An 18059-nucleotide genomic window follows, 5' to 3' on the forward strand; every position below is an offset into this window, starting at 1 on the left:
TGCCTGGCAGAAATCAGCCAGGCATTTTTTAGTGGCGTGTGAACTTCACGATAAAAAAGGGACTTCAATCAAGAATCATACCCGTTATTCATCGTATTTTTCTGAATAGTCAGCAAAGTGATTGCGGATGTAAGCGCTTATCGATAAAATATAGCTAATTACTGTGTTTAGGAGGACGTTCATGGAATACGGATATTTTTTCACTGGCTTTCCAGGATTCATCAGCAATCAATTGATTAGGGAAGTATTACGGAGAAATGAAGGGAAAGGGACAGTTTATGTCCTGGTATTGCCTTCTATGGCTGATAAGGCAGAGGCTGAAAGGGCTTCAATTGTTGGGGATCTTAACCTTGATGAAAGTCAATTTGAGATTATAACAGGTGACATAACGGTTTCAGGTCTGGACATAGTTCCGGAAAAGGCTGATCAACTTGAGAATACCGTCACCCATGTCTTCCACCTTGCAGCTATATATGATCTGGCAGTTCCTAAGGATATCGCTTACCGGGTGAATGTTGAGGGGACCAGGAATGTGAATGAATGGGTGAAAAAATTAAAAAATATCCAGCGCTACACGTATTTCAGCACAGCATATGTTGCCGGTAAACGAGAGGGAATCCTTTATGAAGATGAATTAATAAAGCCACCAGGATTCAAAAACTTCTATGAGGAGACTAAATATGAAGCTGAAGTTCTGGTAGACTCGCTTAAGTCAGAGATTCCGGTCACCATTATCAGGCCGGGAATCGTTAAAGGTCATTCAAAAACAGGGGAAACCATAAAATTTGATGGACCATATTTCATCATGAATTTTATCGACCGGCTTGGCTTCATGCCTTTCTTGCCTAAGCTTGGCACGGGCGAAACAGTTGTCAATCTAGTTCCCGTGGATTATATTATTGAAGCGACCACCTATTTAACATTTGCAGAAATCGGGTCAGGCAAAACGTATCATCTCACTGATCCGAAACCTTACAAAGTATCAGAGCTGTATGAAATGATGATGTTTGAATTGCTGAAGAAGCAGCCAGTGGGTTCGGTGCCTTTGTCCCTGGCAAAAGCAGGGCTTCATTTCAGGGGCTTGAGAAGGTATCTTGGTGTTGAAAAGGAGGCGCTCGATTATTTTACATGGAAAGGCCGTTTTGACTCTTCCCAGGCCCAGGACGACTTGAAAGACTCAGGGATCGTATGTCCGGATTTCAGGGATGGGATTGCTGCAATGGCAGCCTTTTACCGGGAGAATAAGCATAAGCCGCATTATCAGATAAACATAATATAAATACTTGATTAGTATAGGCAGGTGAATGAGTATGCATTCAGTTGAAGATGTGCGGAGAATGCCGGTTGCCGCACCGGCTACAGGAAAAATAATCGCTGAAATGGAAGAGACGCCTGTCCATGAAATGCCGTACTTTTACGAACGGGGAAGGAAGGCCTTCGCCAGTTGGAGTACTTTGCCAATCGCCCAGCGGATCGGTTTTTTAAGAAAGCTAAAACAATTGATGGTAGATGAGATGGACGAAATTGCGCGGGTCATTTCTGATGACACAGGGAAGGTGCTCACCGAAGCTATTGTGGCTGACATTATGCCAACACTCGATGCGATCGACCACATCATCAGGCATGCTGAAAAGGTCCTGGGCAGGCAAAAAGCAAAGACACCATTATTGCTATTCGGCAAGAAATCGTTCATCGAGTATATGCCTCGTGGGGTGGTTCTCGTAATCTCTCCATGGAATTATCCTCTTCAGCTGGCGATGGTTCCTATGATAAGCGCGCTGGCAGGAGGGAACTCTGTTATTTTGAAACCCTCAGAGGTAACCCCGCTAGTCGGAAAATGTATCGAAGACCTGTTCAAGCGTTCGGGATTCCCTGATGGCACAATACAGGTTGCCCACGGAGGAAAAGAAGTGGGCGCCGCTTTCACTGCTGGCAAGCCGGATTATATCTTTTTCACGGGCTCTGTACGCACCGGAAAGATCATTCAGCAGCAGGCAGCTAAGGATTTAATTCCGACTACCCTGGAACTTGGGGGGAAAGACCCGATGGTTGTATTCGGGGATGCCAACCTGGATCGGGCAGCGAAGGCTGCTGTCTGGGGTGCTTTTACTAATAGCGGCCAGGTTTGTATGAGCGCTGAGCGTCTATATGTTGAACGGACAGTTTATGGGGAATTCCTTGAGAAATTGAAAGGTGAAGTCCATTCACTGAGACAGGGTGATGGCATCGATGATGATGTAGGTTCCATGACTTTTCCAGCCCAGAAGAACGTGGTGAAGGAGCAGCTGGATGAAGCACTTCTGCGCGGAGCTAAATTGGCTACTGGACTTAAACCGGAAGATTGGAAGGAAGGCATGTTCCTGCCGCCAACTGTCGTGACGGATGTTGAACAGGATATGAAGATCATTCAGGAGGAGACATTCGGCCCCTTGCTTCCTGTGGTCCCGTTCGATACGGAAGGAGAGGCGATTGCCTATGCTAATGGCACTGCTTTTGGGTTAAATGCGAGTGTATGGACAAAGGATAAGGAAAAAGCGCGCCGTGTTGCGTCCCGGCTGGTGTCCGGCGCTGTCGTCATCAATGACGTCATTATCACCGTAGCCAATCATGGTCTCCCGTTCGGAGGTGCAAAGGAAAGTGGCATTGGGCGATACCATTCTGAAGCAGGGTTGAGGATCTTTTGCCATGAAAAAGCGATCATGGAAGACCAGGGACTCATGAAATCAGAGATTCAATGGTATCCTTATAAAGGAAAGTATCCTTTATTCCTAAACTTGTTCAAGAGCTATTTTTCCGAAAAAAGAGATTGGGTCAACTTTGCAAAGAACTATCTCTCACTATTAAGAAGCAATAAATAAATGTTTAGCCGTTCCTTATCCAGGGACGGTTTTTATTTTTGTTTGCTATAGTGGAGATTTTATATGGATTAACGGGCATTTAAGATTATTTCTTAACAATTATCTGGAAAAATGATAATTCAAGGCACAATTTGGACAATCTAAAACAAGTAGAAGAACGAAAAGGATAAAAAAGACCCAATTCGAAATTGAAGGAATTTGGGCAATCATATATTGAAAGTCCAATAAATTGTTTAAAGGATGAAACCTGTCGTGGCGATAAAAAAGAAATTAACCAAACTAGAAGCGGTAATGTGGAGCATCGCACTGCCTGGATTTGCCCAATTGCTGACGGGCAATCTTGTGAAGGGCATATTATTTGTCTTACTAGAGTTCCTTGTTAACGTGCAAAGTAATTTTAACAAAGGAATAATGTACAGCTTTCTTGGTGAAACGGGAATGGCCATGCAGGTTATGGATTATCAGTGGCTGATGTTTTACCCCTGTCTATATATGTTCGCCATGTGGGATGCATACAGGAGCGTGATGCCGGAAGATGAAAAAATCACGTTTTTGCCTTTCGTTTTTTCGGCCTACTTTGTGACTGTTGGTTTGATGATCTCACCCAAGATCAACATTCTTGGTATCTTTCCCGGTCCTGTGTTTTTGCCGATGATGTTCGTCATTCCTGGTGTACTGGTCGGTTTAATGATCAGGAAACTGATTTTAAGGTTCTATAGCGAATAAACCATCTACATACTAATCCTGCCCGGTTTTTAAAAAATCAATGATAAAACAATGAAGGGATAATTCCGGTCGATTACAGGCTGGAATTTTTTATTTTTTTTATAAAACCCCCATAACCCCCCAAGTGCAAACGTAACCATTTAGTGATTAAAGCGGCCGCTCTTAAAAACACATGAGGTGAACAGAGAATGAAAAAACTATCTAACCAAGAGATGAAGAAAATCGCAAAGAGTACTCTAGCTTTAGTGCTTGCTGGAACGTTCACTTTTTCTCCAATTGCAATGGCAGAAGAAAACCATTCTGAGCTTGAGACAGTAGAAATGCAAAATATCAGCCCGGAAGAAATTGAAGAAGCAAAATCTCAGGTAGAAGAATTAGAAGAAATCAATCCAACGTTGATTCCTGGGGACTTCTTCTACTTTACCAAAATAGTCTTGGAGAAAATCAGGCTTGCTTTTACATTTGATCAGGCTGAAGAAGCAGAATTGCTCGCTACATATGCATCTGAACGCCTAGCTGAGGCTAGTGCATTGTTCGCAGAAGGAAAAGAAGAGGAAGCGCTTAAAGTGATTGAAGCGGCAGTTCAATATATGGAAACCTCTCAGGACATCGTTGACGAGGAAACCTCAACAGAAGAAGAAATAGCTGCTGAAGACGGTAAGGTTTCTGAAGAAGATGGTGAAGGTACAGAAGCTGAGTCTGCAGAAGAAGAAGGGGAACCAGCTGACGATTCGGATGCTGTTGAGCAAACTGAAGAAGAGACAGACGAAGCCACTGAAGAAGAAGCGGTTGAAAATGAAGGCGAAGAAGCTGTAAGTGTAGATCCTTTTGAGGAAATCGAAGGAATGCTAAGGCAGAATATCATTGCATTAAAAGCGGCTATGGAACATGTCGGCAATGAAAATGCAAAAGCACAGCTTCAAAAGAATATTGATAAGACATACGCCAAGATGGCAAAGAAATTGGCTAAAATAGAAGAAAAGTATGGTGAGAAACCAGCAGAGGAAGAAGAAACTGCTGAACCTGTTGAATTAGAACCAGTGGTTGAGCCAGACCTCCTGCCTGCAGATGAAACACCTGAGATTGAAGATGATGCGGCAAATTCTGAAGAGACAATGCCTGTGGATGATGATTCAGTAGTCGCTGCTCCTGTAAAGGCGGAAAAAGAAAAAGCCAAGCAAGAGCGTAAAGCTGAAAAGGCTGCTGTGAAACAAGAGCGTAAAGAAGCGAAGCAGCAGGTGAAAGAAGAAAAGCGTCAGGCAAAGCAAGTTAAGAAAGAAGAAAAGCACCAGGCTAAACAAGGGAAGAAAGAAGAAAAGAAACCACAAAACAAAGCACAACACGGCAATGGCCACGGAAAAGGGAACGACAAAAATTAATATCGTTTGAACAATAGACTCGAAAAGATAGCCAGTAACGGCTATCTTTTCCCTGCCTAACCACAATAGAGAAATTGACAGATATGATATAATGTGTGGAGGAAAAGAGGTGAGGCTATTGCTAAGTTTATTGTTCATGGCAAAGAAAAAGCGCAGGCCGCTGGAAGAAACCGTTGAGAAAATCCACCAGGGGGATGCTGCACTTAGAGAAGAATTAATTGATTCTTACAAACCTTTTATTGCCAAGACTGTTTCGTCTGTCTGCAAGAGGTACATACATGAGTCTGACGATGAATTTAGCATTGGCCTCATCGCCTTTAATGAGGCAATCCAGAAATATTCATCCGAAAAAGGGAATTCCTTGTTAAGTTTTGCAGAAGTAATGATCAAGCGTAGGGTAATTGATTATATCCGCCAGCAGAGCAGGAATCAAAACCTGAGCTTTAATATCGCTAATGACCCAAATGAGGAAGAGCAGCATCGGTCAACACTTGAAGATGAACTTTCACTTGATGAGTTCCGTAAAAAGACAGAACAGGAACTGAGAAGAGAAGAAATCATCCAATTCCAAACGATATTATCTGAATTTGATTTGTCATTCCAGGACTTACTGGAGCAATCACCAAAGCATGCTGATGCCCGGAAAAATGCCATGCTCGTCGCGAAGGCGATGGTAGAAAATGAAGAATTGAAGGGCTTGCTGCTTGAGAAAAAACGATTGCCAATCAAGCAACTGGAAGAAATGGTCAAAGTCAGCAGAAAAACTATAGAGAGAAACAGAAAATATATTATTGCAATTGCACTTATTTTAATTGGGGATTATGTGTTTTTAAAGGATTATATTAAAGGGGTGTTGGAGACATGAGAAAAGGAGTAATCCTTGAAATCAATGAGCTATACCTAACATTGTTGACCCCCGAAGGCGAGTTTTTGCGCGCCCGAAAGCTTCAGCAAGACTATCAGGTTGGAGAAGAAATTCACTTTTTTCCAGAATCGGAAACAGTAAAGAGAAAAAAGTTCGACGTTTCAGTTTTAACTAGTCTTAAGGCAAGGTCAATTATGCTGGCTGCAGCGCTTATGCTCGTTATGGCCGCGATCCTGCCGGTATACCAGGACGGACAGGTATACGCATATATGTCCATAGATGTGAACCCGAGCATTGAATTGGCGGTCAATGATGATTTGAAGGTTCTTCAAATGAAAGGGTACAATCCTGAGGGGAAAGAAATTATCACAGAAATTGAGGGCTGGAAGAAGAAAGATGCCGCCCTTGTTGCAGAGATGATCCTTGATAAAATCGAAGCCCAGGGATATTTCAACAATAAGAATGAAGTCGTCATTGCTACTGTCCATAATACAAAGGCAAGAAAATCAGTGGACCAGAAATTGGAACAAAAAATTGCTGAAATTAAGAAGACAACAACTGATGAAGACCTGAACCTTAAGTTAATGGAAGCAACAAATGAAGACAGGGAGAAGGCTGTTAAGCAGGGTGTTACAACTGGTGTGTATAAAGAGAAGCAAAAATCTGCTGCACCGAATCCTGCTGCAAAGCCGGTTGAAAAAGAAAAGAAAGCCGAGCCGAAGAAAGAGAAGAAGGAGCCAGTCCAACAGCCTGTAAGGCAGGAACCGGAGCCGGAGCAAAAAAAGAAGGAAGCACCCGGCCAGGTAAAGAAAGAAAAGCCGGAGCCTCCAAAAGGCAATTCAAATTCAGAACCGCGAAGGAATCCAGCTCCTGATATAAAGAATGAGAAAAATAATGCCGTATTGAACAGCAATAGCCACTCAAATAACAATCATGCTAATAATGGGAGAACTAAGCCTGATCAAAGCGGACAAACTTACAAACAAGAAAAAAAAACGAACAAGAATCAAAACCACAATAATGGCCGAAGAGGAAACGCAGGGAACACCACAAAAGACAACTCAGGCAAAAAATAGAGAATTTTAAAAGTCCGGAACATGATTCCGGACTTTTTCCATGTCAATATTCAGTTTTAGCCAAGATGATATTGCTGAGGAATTGATTGATTTATTCTTGTCTTTGTCCAGAAAGCTGGGCCTGAGCCTGCTGAACTAAACGCTTGGTGATTTCTCCTCCAACTGAACCATTCGCTCTTGAAACAGTATCAGAACCGAGGCTTACACCGAATTCCTGTGCAATCTCATATTTAACCTGGTCCATAAATTGTTCCACACCAGGCACAAGCAATTTATTTGAATTTCGAGCCATGCCGTCATCTCCTTTGAGTCGATTACAGAGATCATTTCTCTGTAACGATAGTTTTGTCAATCCTGGTGAGAACATGAATGGTAACTTTTAATATTTTGGATAAAGTTTTCCGGAAATGTACAATATCAAGGTAACTGCAGAAAACACTTTATTAATCAATTGGTTTTCTTTATCATAGATAATAATGAATTAGGCCAGAAAGGATTCAATCATGTGGACTAATATTAGAAGAAGATTAGACAAATTAGCTCCGGCACAAATCATTGTGGCGTATTATTTAATTGCGGTAATTGTCTCAATGATTCTATTGAGCTTGCCAGTTGCCATACAGCCCGGTGCAAAATGGACTTTTATGGACGCTTTGTTCACTGCAGCAAGTGCTGTCAGTGTCACAGGGCTTTCGGTTGTCATACTTCACGACACCTTCACTGTTACAGGAATCTTTATCCTTATGTTTGTGCTGCAGTTTGGCGGTATAGGCGTCATGGCGCTTGGCACCTTTTTCTGGCTGATCATCAGGAAGAAAATTGGCTTGAAAGAACGCAGGCTGATTATGATGGATCAGAACCAGACCAGTATGTCCGGACTAGTAAAAATGCTGAAGGATATTCTGGTCATTATTGTCATTATCGAGTTAGTCGGTGCATTATTGTTAGGGTTGTATTTTCTTCAATACTTCCCAACATGGCAGGAAGCTTTTCTCCACGGTTTGTTTGCATCCGTAAGTGCTACAACCAATGCAGGTTTCGATATTACAGGAGCCTCTTTGATTCCGTACGCCCAGGATTATTTTGTGGTGATAATCAATATTCTCTTGATTACACTAGGGGCAATTGGTTTCCCTGTGCTGATAGAATTGAAAAGTTTTCTTTTCAGGAGAAAAAAGAGTACACCATTTCATTTTTCACTTTTCCTGAAGATCACTACACTGACGTTTCTCATTCTCTTGATTTTCGGAACAATCGCTATTTGGGGTCTGGAATTCAACCATTTCTTCTCAGATAAGTCTTGGCTTGATTCGTTCTTTTATGCATTTTTTCAATCGGCGACAACAAGAAGTGGCGGTATGGCGACTATGGATGTCAATGATTTTACAGACCCGACACTATTCCTGATGGCAGCCCTGATGTTTATAGGTGCTTCACCAAGCTCTGTTGGCGGTGGAATCCGTACGACTACTTTTGCACTGAACCTCTTGTTCCTTTATCATTTTGCCCGAGGAAGAAGAGCAATCAAGATCTTCAACAGGGAACTGCACCAGGATGATATTATCAAATCCCTGGTTGTTTCAATTATGGCAGTCATGATTTGTTTTCTTGCTGTCATTATCATGATGGTGACAGAGGACCATGAATTGCTGGCGATTATCTTTGAAGTAGCATCAGCATTTGGGACCACAGGATTATCGATGGGAATCACACCTGATCTCTCAAATATCGGCAAATTGATTCTGATCATCCTGATGTTCATCGGAAGAGTAGGAGTCATTTCCTTCCTGCTGATTATCGGCGGCAAAACGACCAAGGAAAGCATCGGTTATCCTAAGGAACGTGTGATTATTGGATAAATGTAAAAATCCGGGAGAATTCCCGGATTTTTTTAATCTTGTCCCTTGCTAACATCTTTTGTTGGATGCATGAATGGATAGCCCTGTGGTTTTCTCTTTTCCTCGAGAAGCTCCCTGTTTTCTGCTGTGTTCCAGCCAATGTCATTGGTAGGATGGACCCATTCGTCGCCAGCCATGACGGCCGGATCCGTCTCATCCGACCAATTTTCCAGCGGTGAATCCTCAGAAGCGTAAAGACTGTCTCCGATAATGACACCGTGCTCATTCTTAAATGGTGCTTTCATTTCTATCCCGGTATCCTTGAAGCTTGGAGCGTTGATTTGATGGGGCAATGTTTCCTCAATATCCATTGGTTTCAGCTCAGGATCTTTTTTCGCCATTTCTGCTCCTCCTTTTTGAGTTTATCTTTTGTTGTATGCCGCTTTTTATAAGACAGTTCCGTTTGTAAAATAAGGTAATCAAAACTGTACATAGCAAATCACCGATTGAAAAAAATAAAGGATGGAGGTGTTCAGAATGGCTAAACGGAAGGCAGAAAGAAATGCAGTGGCTAAATATACAAACACGCCTAAGAAAAATCTTCAGGAAAGTGAATTTTCTGCTGAATTTGCTCATGGTGAAGATCCGGGGAAATTTGCGAACAGGAATTCAAAGCAGGGCAGGAAAGGAAGAGCATGATGAAAAAGCATGAGGCGCGTCACCAGAAGCCTTTGAACGTTGAGTTCGGCATGGAATTTGGCGATATTAATGCGGGAAAGTTTTATGAACAGCCGTTTGCTGGTAAAAAGGCGAAACATAAAGCTGAAAAGGACTGCAAATAAAGAAAGCCGGCTGAATCAAGCCGGCTTAAGATCTTCCTTTTTAATGGAAAAAAATTGAGGTTTTTCTGACTTGGAATCAAAATAGACAAGGATATGTGACGGTGAATCCTCTATTGTTCCATCTTTGATCAGTAAATCCAGATTGATTGTGATATCTTCTAGCAGGGTATGTTTGTACAGATCCTTTTCATTAAGCTTCAAATTCATGAACTCCTGGCCAAGGGCCCCAGGATTCTTAATGATTTCTCTATATAAATCAGATCGCTGCTTCTTATCAGATGACAGCTCCCACCATGGCTTTCGGGGCTTGTATTTCATGCTGGCGAGATAGTCGTATTTCATCAAGCTGACAATCTGCTCAATGTGCTCCACACCTTTTTCCTGCAGGAACTGGTAAAGTCTTTTAAATAAGTCCTCAAGCTGGTGGCCAATCCTCGACCATCCTTTTGTTTCCCAGTATGAGCCGAATTCCTGGAAGAAATCGAATGGGGATGGAAAAACCTTTGTAACCAGGAATTCGACTGTATTATCCATCCTGTGGTCATTCCAATACTTCTCAAGCACATCCTCAACCTGTTTGATCTTAATGATGTCATTAAAATCAAGTACATTATTCCCGAGGATTTCATATGGCGAATGGTCCATATAGACATAATCATGGTCTGCGGCTCTCAGCCTTAATCCAGTCCCTCTGAGCATCTTCAGGAATCCAAGCTGCAATTCTTCCGGTCTCATCGCAAATACATCATTGAAGGTTTTTTTGAAGGAATGATAATCCTCTTCAGGTAAACCTGCAATCAAATCAAGGTGCTGGTCGATCTTGCCGCCTTCCTTGACCATGGTGACAGTCCGTTTCAGTTTATCGAAATTTTGTTTTCTCATGACCAGTTCATTTGTATAATCATTCGTTGACTGGACCCCAATCTCAAAGCGGAACAAGCCGGCAGGTGCCTCCTCGTTCAGGAAAGCGATCACCTCGGGCCGCATGATGTCGGCAGTGATTTCGAATTGGAACACCGTACCAGGGAGATGCTCGTCAATGAGGAAACGGAACATTTCCATTGCGTAACTCCGGCTAATATTGAAAGTCCTGTCCACGAACTTAATGGTCTTCGCACCATTTGCCATTAAATAGCGGATATCATCCTTAATCTTCTCCCTATCAAAGTAACGGACACCGACTTCAATGGATGAGAGGCAAAATTGGCAGCTGAATGGACAGCCGCGGCTTGTTTCAACATAAGTTACCCTTTTTGAAAGATGGTCAGCATCCTCTTCGAAGCGATAGGGAGAGGGGAGGTCTTTTAAGTCAAGCTTATTGCGCTGAGGGTTCAGCTGGATGCCTCCTTCATTCCGGTAGGCGATGCCATGTACTTCTGAAAAGTCACGTCCGTTTGAAAAACCTGCCAGAAGCTGCTTTAATGTCTGTTCACCCTCACCTATGACAATCACGTCAAAATCAGGCACTTTTTCCATCCATTCCAGGACATCATAGGTAACCTCCGGGCCTCCCACGACAATTAGGATGTCCGGATTGATTTTCTTGATCATTTTAATGACTTTAATGGTTTCTTCGATGTTCCAAATATAGCAGCTGAAACCAATTACATCAGGTTTCTTTTGGATCAGATCTGACACTATATTGATTACGGGATCCTTTATTGTATATTCAGCAATGGTCGCATCATATTCCGGCTGAGCATATGCTTTAAGATATCTGATGGCAAGGTTCGTGTGTATATACTTCGCGTTTAGCGTTGTTAAGACGATATTCATTTTAAAATCTCCTTTATAAAAATCCACAACAAGTCAACTTCCAATTATAGCTCAGTTTAGACAAAAAAGACAGGCTGAATCCTGTTGAAGAAAAGGAAAGAGCCATTCTCGATGAATGGCTCTTTTTCTAGTCATATCTACTGGCTCAACATTTTTCTGCGATAAAAGCGGACGATGGCTCCAATCCTGGTTTTAAGGCGGTTGATTCTTGATGTCTTGAACTCGATTAGCGGCTGGGCGAATGCGGCCGCATATTTGCTTGACAGCAAGAGAGTCAGCACCAGGGCGATGAATGCGAGCAGGATAAAACGTTCGGGACTGTGGAAAAAGTCCTGGACCTCACTTTCGCGGAAAACTCGGACAAAAAAACCATGCAGTAAATACACATAAAGTGTATTTTTCCCAAGATCAGTAAAGAAATATTGCTTTTTAGGCACGATTGTCAAGAAGCTAAATACCATCAGCAGACTTAACAGGTAAAAGCTTAAGCGAGTAAACATGCTTGAAATCGATGCAGCTTCCATCATAGAATAGGGCTTTGATCCAAGAAGCCATTTATAGTCAATATCCGGATTGAAGTAGAATCCTAAAAAAACGACTGTGAATGAAATGAGCGCGCCAATTTTAAACGATGGCCTTGTCAATGTTTTAATATGGTCCTTCGTTAAATGGTATCCGAGCAGGAACAATGGAAAGTATACGAATGTCCTGGAGAGACTCAAATAATTGGATATCCAGTCAACATAGCCTACGCCGAGCCCCAAGCCAAAAGCAATCAAAAGACCTGTAGGTGCGCTAAGCTTTGCAAAACCAATCAACATAAGGTTCCAGCAGAACAGGCTGATCAAGAACCATAATGACCAGTGCGGATTCAGCGGATCGATCGTAAAGGTCGATTTGCTGTATAGAAAATAGTAAAAAATTGAATAGATGAGCTGGAAAATGAAATATGGCAGAATCAATTTCTTGGCTATTTTCATTACATAACCCTTTTTGTTGAAGCCTCTTGCAAAAAAGCCTGAAACCAGGATGAAGGCTGGCATATGGAATGTATATATGACTTTATAAATATTGTAGATCATTTCATTGTCTTCAATGAACGAGCGCAAAAGATGGCCAAATACGACGAAAAAAATCAAGATGAACTTGGCATTGTCAAAGTAGTAATCTCGCTTCTTCATATTTCCTCCCTTAATTAGAGACCCCCAAAAAATACTCACCTATATTTACCCTTTTCAGGATAAAGACAAACCAGGCTATTTGCTCAAAATTAAGGAACTGGTTCCTGGTTCAGGAATCGTTTCCTGAATCAGGGTTAAGTGCTGTATTAATACAATTTCATTTCTGTTATATAAAAGGAATCCATTATAGCATACGGATTAAGTGAATAATTTTTGGGTGTGTTCTAATAAAAAAATTCAAATGTTTGATATATGTCACAGCTTAATGATCTTGTTATCTATAAAATTAAAAGTGGGGAATGTTCACATTCAATTACCTTAACAACAAAATTGGGGAGGGAGATTATGTCTATCTTACCGAAGAAGAATGAATTAGGGTTTTATGAGATAAGGCTTGAATCGATTGGGGGGCTTGGCGCCAACCTTGCCGGAAAGATGCTTGCCGAAGCAGGAGTTCTTGGTCTTGGGCTGAATGGTTCCAACTTTTCTTCATATGGTTCCGAGAAAAAAGGCTCGCCGGTAAAAAGTTTTGTCCGGTTCTGTGATCCAGATACTGAAATCAGGGTCCATAGTCCGATAGAAGAGCCGCATGTTGTTGGTGTCTTCCATGAAGCGCTTTACAAAACGGTTGACGTTGTCAGCGGCTTGCGCCCGGATGGAATCCTGCTCGTTAACTCAACAAGGGATTTTGATGATATCAAACAAGACCTTCAGCTCGAATATGGAACACTCGCGATTGTCGATGCACTTTCGATTGCCGTCGAGGAAAAAACGAAGGTGAATACTGCGATGCTTGGAGCTTTGTACCGCATTATTGACTTTCTTGATCCTGAAGCAATGAAACATGTAATCCGTAAAACTTTCGAAAAGAAATATCCTCATTTGGTAGAACCAAACATTCGAACATTCGAAAGGGGCTATAATGAGGTCCAATTCAAGACATACGAACTTGAAGAAGGAGCACAGGGCAAAGATTTCAAGCGTCCAATACCGCTGCTAGGCTATGAAACACAGGGTCTTGGCGGAGTCATTACTGCCCAGGCAAACAGCATTCTCAAAGATTTAAGCGGTTCCAGACAGGGATTCGTGCCGCAATTCAACCAGGCAGACTGTATCAACTGCGCGGCATGTGACACTGCATGTCCTGATTATTGCTTTGTCTGGGAAGAAGGCGAAGATAAGCGCGGCAGAAAGCAAATGTTCCTGAAGGGAATCGACTACCAATATTGCAAAGGATGCCTGAAATGTGTCGAGGCATGTCCTACATCAGCATTAAGCGAACTGAGGGAAATGATCGGCTATGCTGAGGAAAATCAAGTAAAACAAAACTATCCTTATGTGACTGGAGGGGTTTCTTAATGTCCATTCTTGAAGAGAACATAAAAGCAATGAGCACAGCAGAGCAGGTGGCCACTTTTGAATCGGGAAATGAAATGGCGGCAATGGCTGCAGCTCAGATCAATTATCATATCATGGGCTATTTTCCAATCACCCCTTCAACAGAAGTCGCCCAGTATCTGGACATGATGAAAGCAAGGGGAGAGCATGATATCAAGTTGATCCCTGCTGATGGCGAGCATGGTTCCGCGGGAATCTGCTATGGAGCTGCTGCAACGGGAGCGCGCGTGTTCAACGCAACAAGCGCGAATGGATTGATGTACATGCTTGAACAGCTTCCGGTCCAATCCGGCACACGGTATCCGATGGTACTGAACCTGGTCACACGCTCAATCAGCGGTCCGCTTGATATTCGCGGCGACCATTCAGATTTGTATTTTGCCTTGAATACCGGGTGGGTGATCCTGACAGCGAGAACGCCTCAGGCGGTTTATGATATGAATATCATGGCGCTGAAAATAGCTGAGCATTCCGATGTCCGCCTGCCGGTGATGGTTGCCTATGATGGCTTCTTCACATCACATCAAAAGCGGAAAGTGAATTATTTCAAGGATCGTGCAGTCGTCCAAAAATTTGTTGGAGAGGCACCGACTGAATACAATTTCGCGCGAGATCCTAAGAAGCCGTTGACGATTGGTGCGCACATGAATGGCGACGACTTGATCAACAACCACTTCCAGCAATCAGAAGCAATATACAGAGCGAAAGATGTTTATAAGGAAGTGGCTGCAGAGTATGCAAAACTGTCAGGCCGCAATTATGACATTCTCGATCTCTATAAAATGGAGGATGCGGAAGTAGCGCTGTTTCTTTTGAACTCAGCTGCAGAATCTGCCAAGGATGTTGTAGACAGACTGAGGGAGCAAGGAATCAAGGCAGGCGTCATTAGCCCTAACATTATCCGTCCATTCCCTGCTCAGGAAATCAGGGAAGCTTTAAAGAATGTGAAATCCCTTCTTGTTGGGGAAAGAGCAGATTCTTACGGCGGACATGGCCCGAACCTGACGCACGAAATCAAGTCCGCGCTTCAGGAAGACAGGAACAATGGAACCATCGTCCAGAGCAGGGTGTTCGGCTTGGGCGGCAAGGACTTTTATGCAGATGATGCTGAAGCATTTTTTGCTCTGGCGATGGATGCTATGGAAAAAGGCTACGCCGAAAAACCTTTCGACTACTACGGACATATTCCTGGCGAACCCGATAAAACATTGAAGACTGTCATTGAACCTCAGCATGGTGATGTGTATAAATCAGGACTCATCCAGGTAACTAGGGATGAAGAGAAAAACAAACTGAATGTTAAAATTCCGCCATTAAGGGCGCTGACTTCAAAGCCAAAACGGATTGCCTCAGGCCATGGTGCATGTCCTGGCTGCGGTATTTTTGGCGGACTTGAAATGTTCTTCAAAGGCATAGAAGGAGATCTTGTCATCCTGTTCCAGACGGGCTGTGCGTATGTTGTTACAACAGCATATCCTCACACATCCCATAAACAGACGACGATCCATAATCTGTTCCAGAACGGGGCAGCAACACTGTCAGGGACACTGGAGGCATTCCTTGAATTGAAGCGCCGCGGTGAAATCGAAGTGTCAGCAGATGCCACATTTGTTATGGTAACCGGAGATGGCGGCATGGACATCGGTATGGGATCGGCAATCGGAACAGCGCTGCGCGGCCATAAACTGATCATGCTTGAATATGATAACGAGGGATATATGAATACAGGTTCGCAGCTTTCATATTCCACTCCATTTGGCCATATGACCAGCACATCGAATGTAGGAAAGGCCCAAAAAGGAAAGGCGTTCCACCATAAGGATACTGCACAAATCATGGCTTCAACCAATATACCTTATGTCTTCACGGGTACAGAGGCATTCCCTCAGGATCTTTTGAAAAAGGCAGCGAAGGCACAATGGTATGCCCAGAATGTTGGAACTGTGTATGGCAAGCTTCTGATCACTTGTCCGCTTAACTGGAAGTCAGAAGATCGCTATGGACAGACGATCGTTGAAGCAGCAGTCAATTCCAACTTCTTCCCGCTTTATGAAGTGGAGCAGGGAATCACGAATATAACATATGACCCTGAAGCGAAAAACAAGAAAATCCATCTGTCAGACTGGCTAAAATATATGGGAAAAACAAAGCATTTGTTAAAAGAAGAAAACAAAGACATGCTTGTTGAATTCGAAGAAGAAGTTGAAAAAAGATGGCAGCGCCTTAAGGCAAAGCACGAAAACGAATATTTATAAGAATTTAAGAAGCCGGGGATTCCCGGCTTTTTTTTTCAACAGTGTCTGCCAAAAAGTCTTGTAAATAAGCAGGAAATAATCACGAAATTAAAGGGATTTTCAACATCAATGTAGAATTTACTAGAAAAATGGGAATCCGACAAGGAGGCTTTCTGGTGAGTAGTGCTAATGGACGGGATGATATTAAGGCACTGAAGGGAAAAATAGCCGCTTTAGAAAAAGAAAATTCCTTTTTAAAAGAGATGGTAAAAGACCAGCAAGCAGCCGCTGATTGTTCATTCGATGTGGAACCAGATGCCAGCCAAACAAATTTAGATGAAAGATTTCTCGATGACGGAGGCTTATTAAAAAGCTTATTCCGCGAAGCGCTTGACGGCATTGTGTTTTGGGGGACATCTGGACAGATCATTGCAGCAAATCAAGCGACCTGCAAAATTTTTGGCCTTACTCTGGATGAATTAGTGAAACATAAAATCTCGGATTTTATTTATCAAAAAGATGAGAAATATAGCGAAATGAAAAAAATCATCAAAGAAAAAGGCGCGCTGCGTGAGGAAGCGTTCTTCTTGCTGCCAAGCGGGGAGAAACGGCTTCTTGAATTTACCGTCAAGCTAAATGCTGGTGACGGGTACCATATGACGATTGTGCGGGATGCAAGTGATCGATTCCGAATGGAACAGGAAATACGCAAGAGCGAAGAGAGGTTCAGGAAAATCTTTGAGGGGTCAATCGAGGGCATGATTCTCTGGGATGAAAATTGCAAACACTATGAAATCAACCCTTCCGGCATGGCGAAGCTTGGATTGAAGCCAGAAGACCTGGAAGAAGAAAATTTCAGGAAACTTTTCCTTAGCCTTGGATTATCCGAAGCCCTGATTGATGACAAGATTGAAGAACTGATGCGAAAAGGAAGGCTGGATGGAAGGATTACCATCCCATATGAAGATGGCAGGTTGAAGCATTTTGAATACACGGTCAAACGGCATCTGGTCGACACCCTGAATTTGATTATCTTCAGGAATATCACTGAAAAAGTCGAAATGGAAGCACAGCTCCGAAAATCCGACACTTTGAATATATTAGGGGAGCTGGCAGCTGGGATAGCTCATGAAATCCGGAATCCAATGACTGCGCTCAAAGGATTCATCCAGCTTCTTGAGAACAGCTCGGGTGATAAGTATTCCCTTTATTTCCAGGTGATCAAATCAGAACTCCAGAGGATAGACTCGATCATAAATGAGTTCCTCATCCTTGCAAAGCCGCAGGCCATCAAGTATGTCAAAGAAGATATTTCGAAAATAATGAAGGAGACCGTTGACCTTCTGACAGCACAGGCAGTCCTCCATGACGTTCAATTCAGGACGATTTATGACGACAGTTTACCCAATCTCTTTTGTGAACCGAATCAGTTGAAAAAAGTATTTATCAATATCATAAAAAATGCCATTGAAGTCATGCCAAAAGGCGGATTCGTATATATTGAAATCAGCAAGGCACCAGGGAACAAGATACATATTTCAATCAAGGATGAGGGAGAGGGAATCCCTGCTGATAAAATTGAGAAGCTTGGGGAACCATTTTACACAACAAAAGAAAGAGGAACTGGCCTGGGACTAATGGTTAGTTTCAAAATTATTGAAGAACATGGAGGAACGATTGAAGTAGAAAGCGAACTGGGACACGGAACTACTTTCCATCTGTATTTGCCAATCACTGAAGGAACGCCTGATTGAATGATAATCAGGCGTTTTTTTGATCTTGTTGAGCGACAGTCTCTAGAAATTTTATCAAGATAGGGCTTCGCAAGTTTTGGAAGGAAATCACTCTGTTTAAACCATAATGAGCAATGTGAAATAAGTGAAAAT

16 protein-coding genes are annotated in these 18059 nt (G+C 42.7%); 12 read left to right on the top strand and 4 right to left on the bottom strand.

Annotated features, from left to right (window positions below):
* Nucleotides 1-181 precede the first annotated feature (181 nt).
* From FS736_RS01860 to FS736_RS01885, 6 genes are all read left to right on the top strand, one after another.
* Nucleotides 182-1279 carry an SDR family oxidoreductase gene (locus tag FS736_RS01860; RefSeq protein ID WP_144474654.1) on the top strand — a complete coding sequence of 366 codons (1098 nt, stop codon included), beginning with the start codon at nucleotides 182-184 and terminating at the stop codon, nucleotides 1277-1279.
* Between the two features lie 31 nt (nucleotides 1280-1310).
* Nucleotides 1311-2858 (top strand): aldehyde dehydrogenase family protein, encoded by a 1548-nt coding sequence (locus tag FS736_RS01865; protein WP_144474655.1) that lies wholly within the window; start codon nucleotides 1311-1313, stop codon nucleotides 2856-2858.
* 291 nt (nucleotides 2859-3149) lie between these two features.
* Nucleotides 3150-3584 (top strand): hypothetical protein, encoded by a 435-nt coding sequence (locus tag FS736_RS01870; protein ID WP_251542401.1) that lies wholly within the window; start codon nucleotides 3150-3152, stop codon nucleotides 3582-3584.
* Between the two features lie 188 nt (nucleotides 3585-3772).
* Nucleotides 3773-4963 (top strand): DUF5667 domain-containing protein, encoded by a 1191-nt coding sequence (locus FS736_RS01875; protein ID WP_144474657.1) that lies wholly within the window; start codon nucleotides 3773-3775, stop codon nucleotides 4961-4963.
* Between the two features lie 118 nt (nucleotides 4964-5081).
* Complete coding sequence (sigI, locus tag FS736_RS01880) at nucleotides 5082-5828, top strand: RNA polymerase sigma factor SigI (protein ID WP_144474988.1); 747 nt, start codon at nucleotides 5082-5084, stop codon at nucleotides 5826-5828.
* Nucleotides 5825-6904: an anti-sigma factor domain-containing protein gene (locus tag FS736_RS01885; RefSeq protein WP_144474658.1), complete on the top strand. Its 1080-nt coding sequence runs from the start codon at nucleotides 5825-5827 to the stop codon at nucleotides 6902-6904. Before sigI ends, FS736_RS01885 begins: the two co-directional genes overlap by 4 nt.
* Nucleotides 6905-6995: 91 nt before the next feature.
* Here the strand turns inward: FS736_RS01885 and FS736_RS01890 are convergent, their stop codons facing one another.
* Nucleotides 6996-7196: an alpha/beta-type small acid-soluble spore protein gene (locus FS736_RS01890; RefSeq protein ID WP_144474659.1), complete on the bottom strand. Its 201-nt coding sequence runs from the start codon at nucleotides 7194-7196 to the stop codon at nucleotides 6996-6998.
* 211 nt (nucleotides 7197-7407) lie between these two features.
* Between FS736_RS01890 and FS736_RS01895 the strand changes: the two genes are divergently transcribed.
* Nucleotides 7408-8763 carry a TrkH family potassium uptake protein gene (locus FS736_RS01895; protein WP_144474660.1) on the top strand — a complete coding sequence of 452 codons (1356 nt, stop codon included), beginning with the start codon at nucleotides 7408-7410 and terminating at the stop codon, nucleotides 8761-8763.
* Nucleotides 8764-8795: 32 nt separating this feature from the next.
* Here the strand turns inward: FS736_RS01895 and FS736_RS01900 are convergent, their stop codons facing one another.
* Nucleotides 8796-9143 carry a DUF3905 domain-containing protein gene (locus tag FS736_RS01900; RefSeq protein ID WP_144474661.1) on the bottom strand — a complete coding sequence of 116 codons (348 nt, stop codon included), beginning with the start codon at nucleotides 9141-9143 and terminating at the stop codon, nucleotides 8796-8798.
* A gap of 136 nt (nucleotides 9144-9279) precedes the next feature.
* Between FS736_RS01900 and FS736_RS24105 the strand changes: the two genes are divergently transcribed.
* Together FS736_RS24105 and FS736_RS24110 are read left to right on the top strand one after the other, a co-directional pair.
* A complete protein-coding gene (locus FS736_RS24105; protein ID WP_186326636.1) occupies nucleotides 9280-9441 on the top strand; it encodes a hypothetical protein in 162 nt (53 codons plus the stop codon).
* Complete coding sequence (locus FS736_RS24110) at nucleotides 9438-9584, top strand: hypothetical protein (RefSeq protein WP_222125049.1); 147 nt, start codon at nucleotides 9438-9440, stop codon at nucleotides 9582-9584. The genes FS736_RS24105 and FS736_RS24110 overlap by 4 nt, the downstream gene beginning before the upstream one ends.
* Nucleotides 9585-9599: 15 nt before the next feature.
* On the opposite strand, the gene FS736_RS01905 is transcribed toward FS736_RS24110, so the two are convergent.
* Nucleotides 9600-11360 (bottom strand): B12-binding domain-containing radical SAM protein, encoded by a 1761-nt coding sequence (locus FS736_RS01905; RefSeq protein WP_144474662.1) that lies wholly within the window; start codon nucleotides 11358-11360, stop codon nucleotides 9600-9602.
* A 137-nt stretch (nucleotides 11361-11497) separates the two neighbouring features.
* On the bottom strand, nucleotides 11498-12541 hold the full coding sequence (locus tag FS736_RS01910) for an acyltransferase family protein (protein ID WP_144474663.1): 1044 nt from the start codon (nucleotides 12539-12541) through the stop codon (nucleotides 11498-11500).
* Between the two features lie 345 nt (nucleotides 12542-12886).
* On the opposite strand from FS736_RS01910, the gene FS736_RS01915 reads away from it, so the two are divergent.
* The 3 genes from FS736_RS01915 (at nucleotide 12887) to FS736_RS01925 (ending at nucleotide 17927) form a co-directional block, all read left to right on the top strand.
* On the top strand, nucleotides 12887-13900 hold the full coding sequence (locus FS736_RS01915) for a 2-oxoacid:acceptor oxidoreductase family protein (RefSeq protein ID WP_144474664.1): 1014 nt from the start codon (nucleotides 12887-12889) through the stop codon (nucleotides 13898-13900).
* Nucleotides 13900-16194 carry a thiamine pyrophosphate-dependent enzyme gene (locus tag FS736_RS01920; protein ID WP_144474665.1) on the top strand — a complete coding sequence of 765 codons (2295 nt, stop codon included), beginning with the start codon at nucleotides 13900-13902 and terminating at the stop codon, nucleotides 16192-16194. Before FS736_RS01915 ends, FS736_RS01920 begins: the two co-directional genes overlap by 1 nt.
* A 155-nt stretch (nucleotides 16195-16349) precedes the next feature.
* Complete coding sequence (locus FS736_RS01925) at nucleotides 16350-17927, top strand: PAS domain-containing sensor histidine kinase (RefSeq protein ID WP_251542275.1); 1578 nt, start codon at nucleotides 16350-16352, stop codon at nucleotides 17925-17927.
* The last annotated feature ends 132 nt before the right edge of the window (nucleotides 17928-18059 follow it).

The sequence above is a fragment of the Cytobacillus oceanisediminis 2691 genome (assembly GCF_007678455.1).
In the GTDB taxonomy this organism is placed as follows: Bacteria; Bacillota; Bacilli; order Bacillales; family Cytobacillaceae; genus Mesobacillus; species Mesobacillus oceanisediminis_A.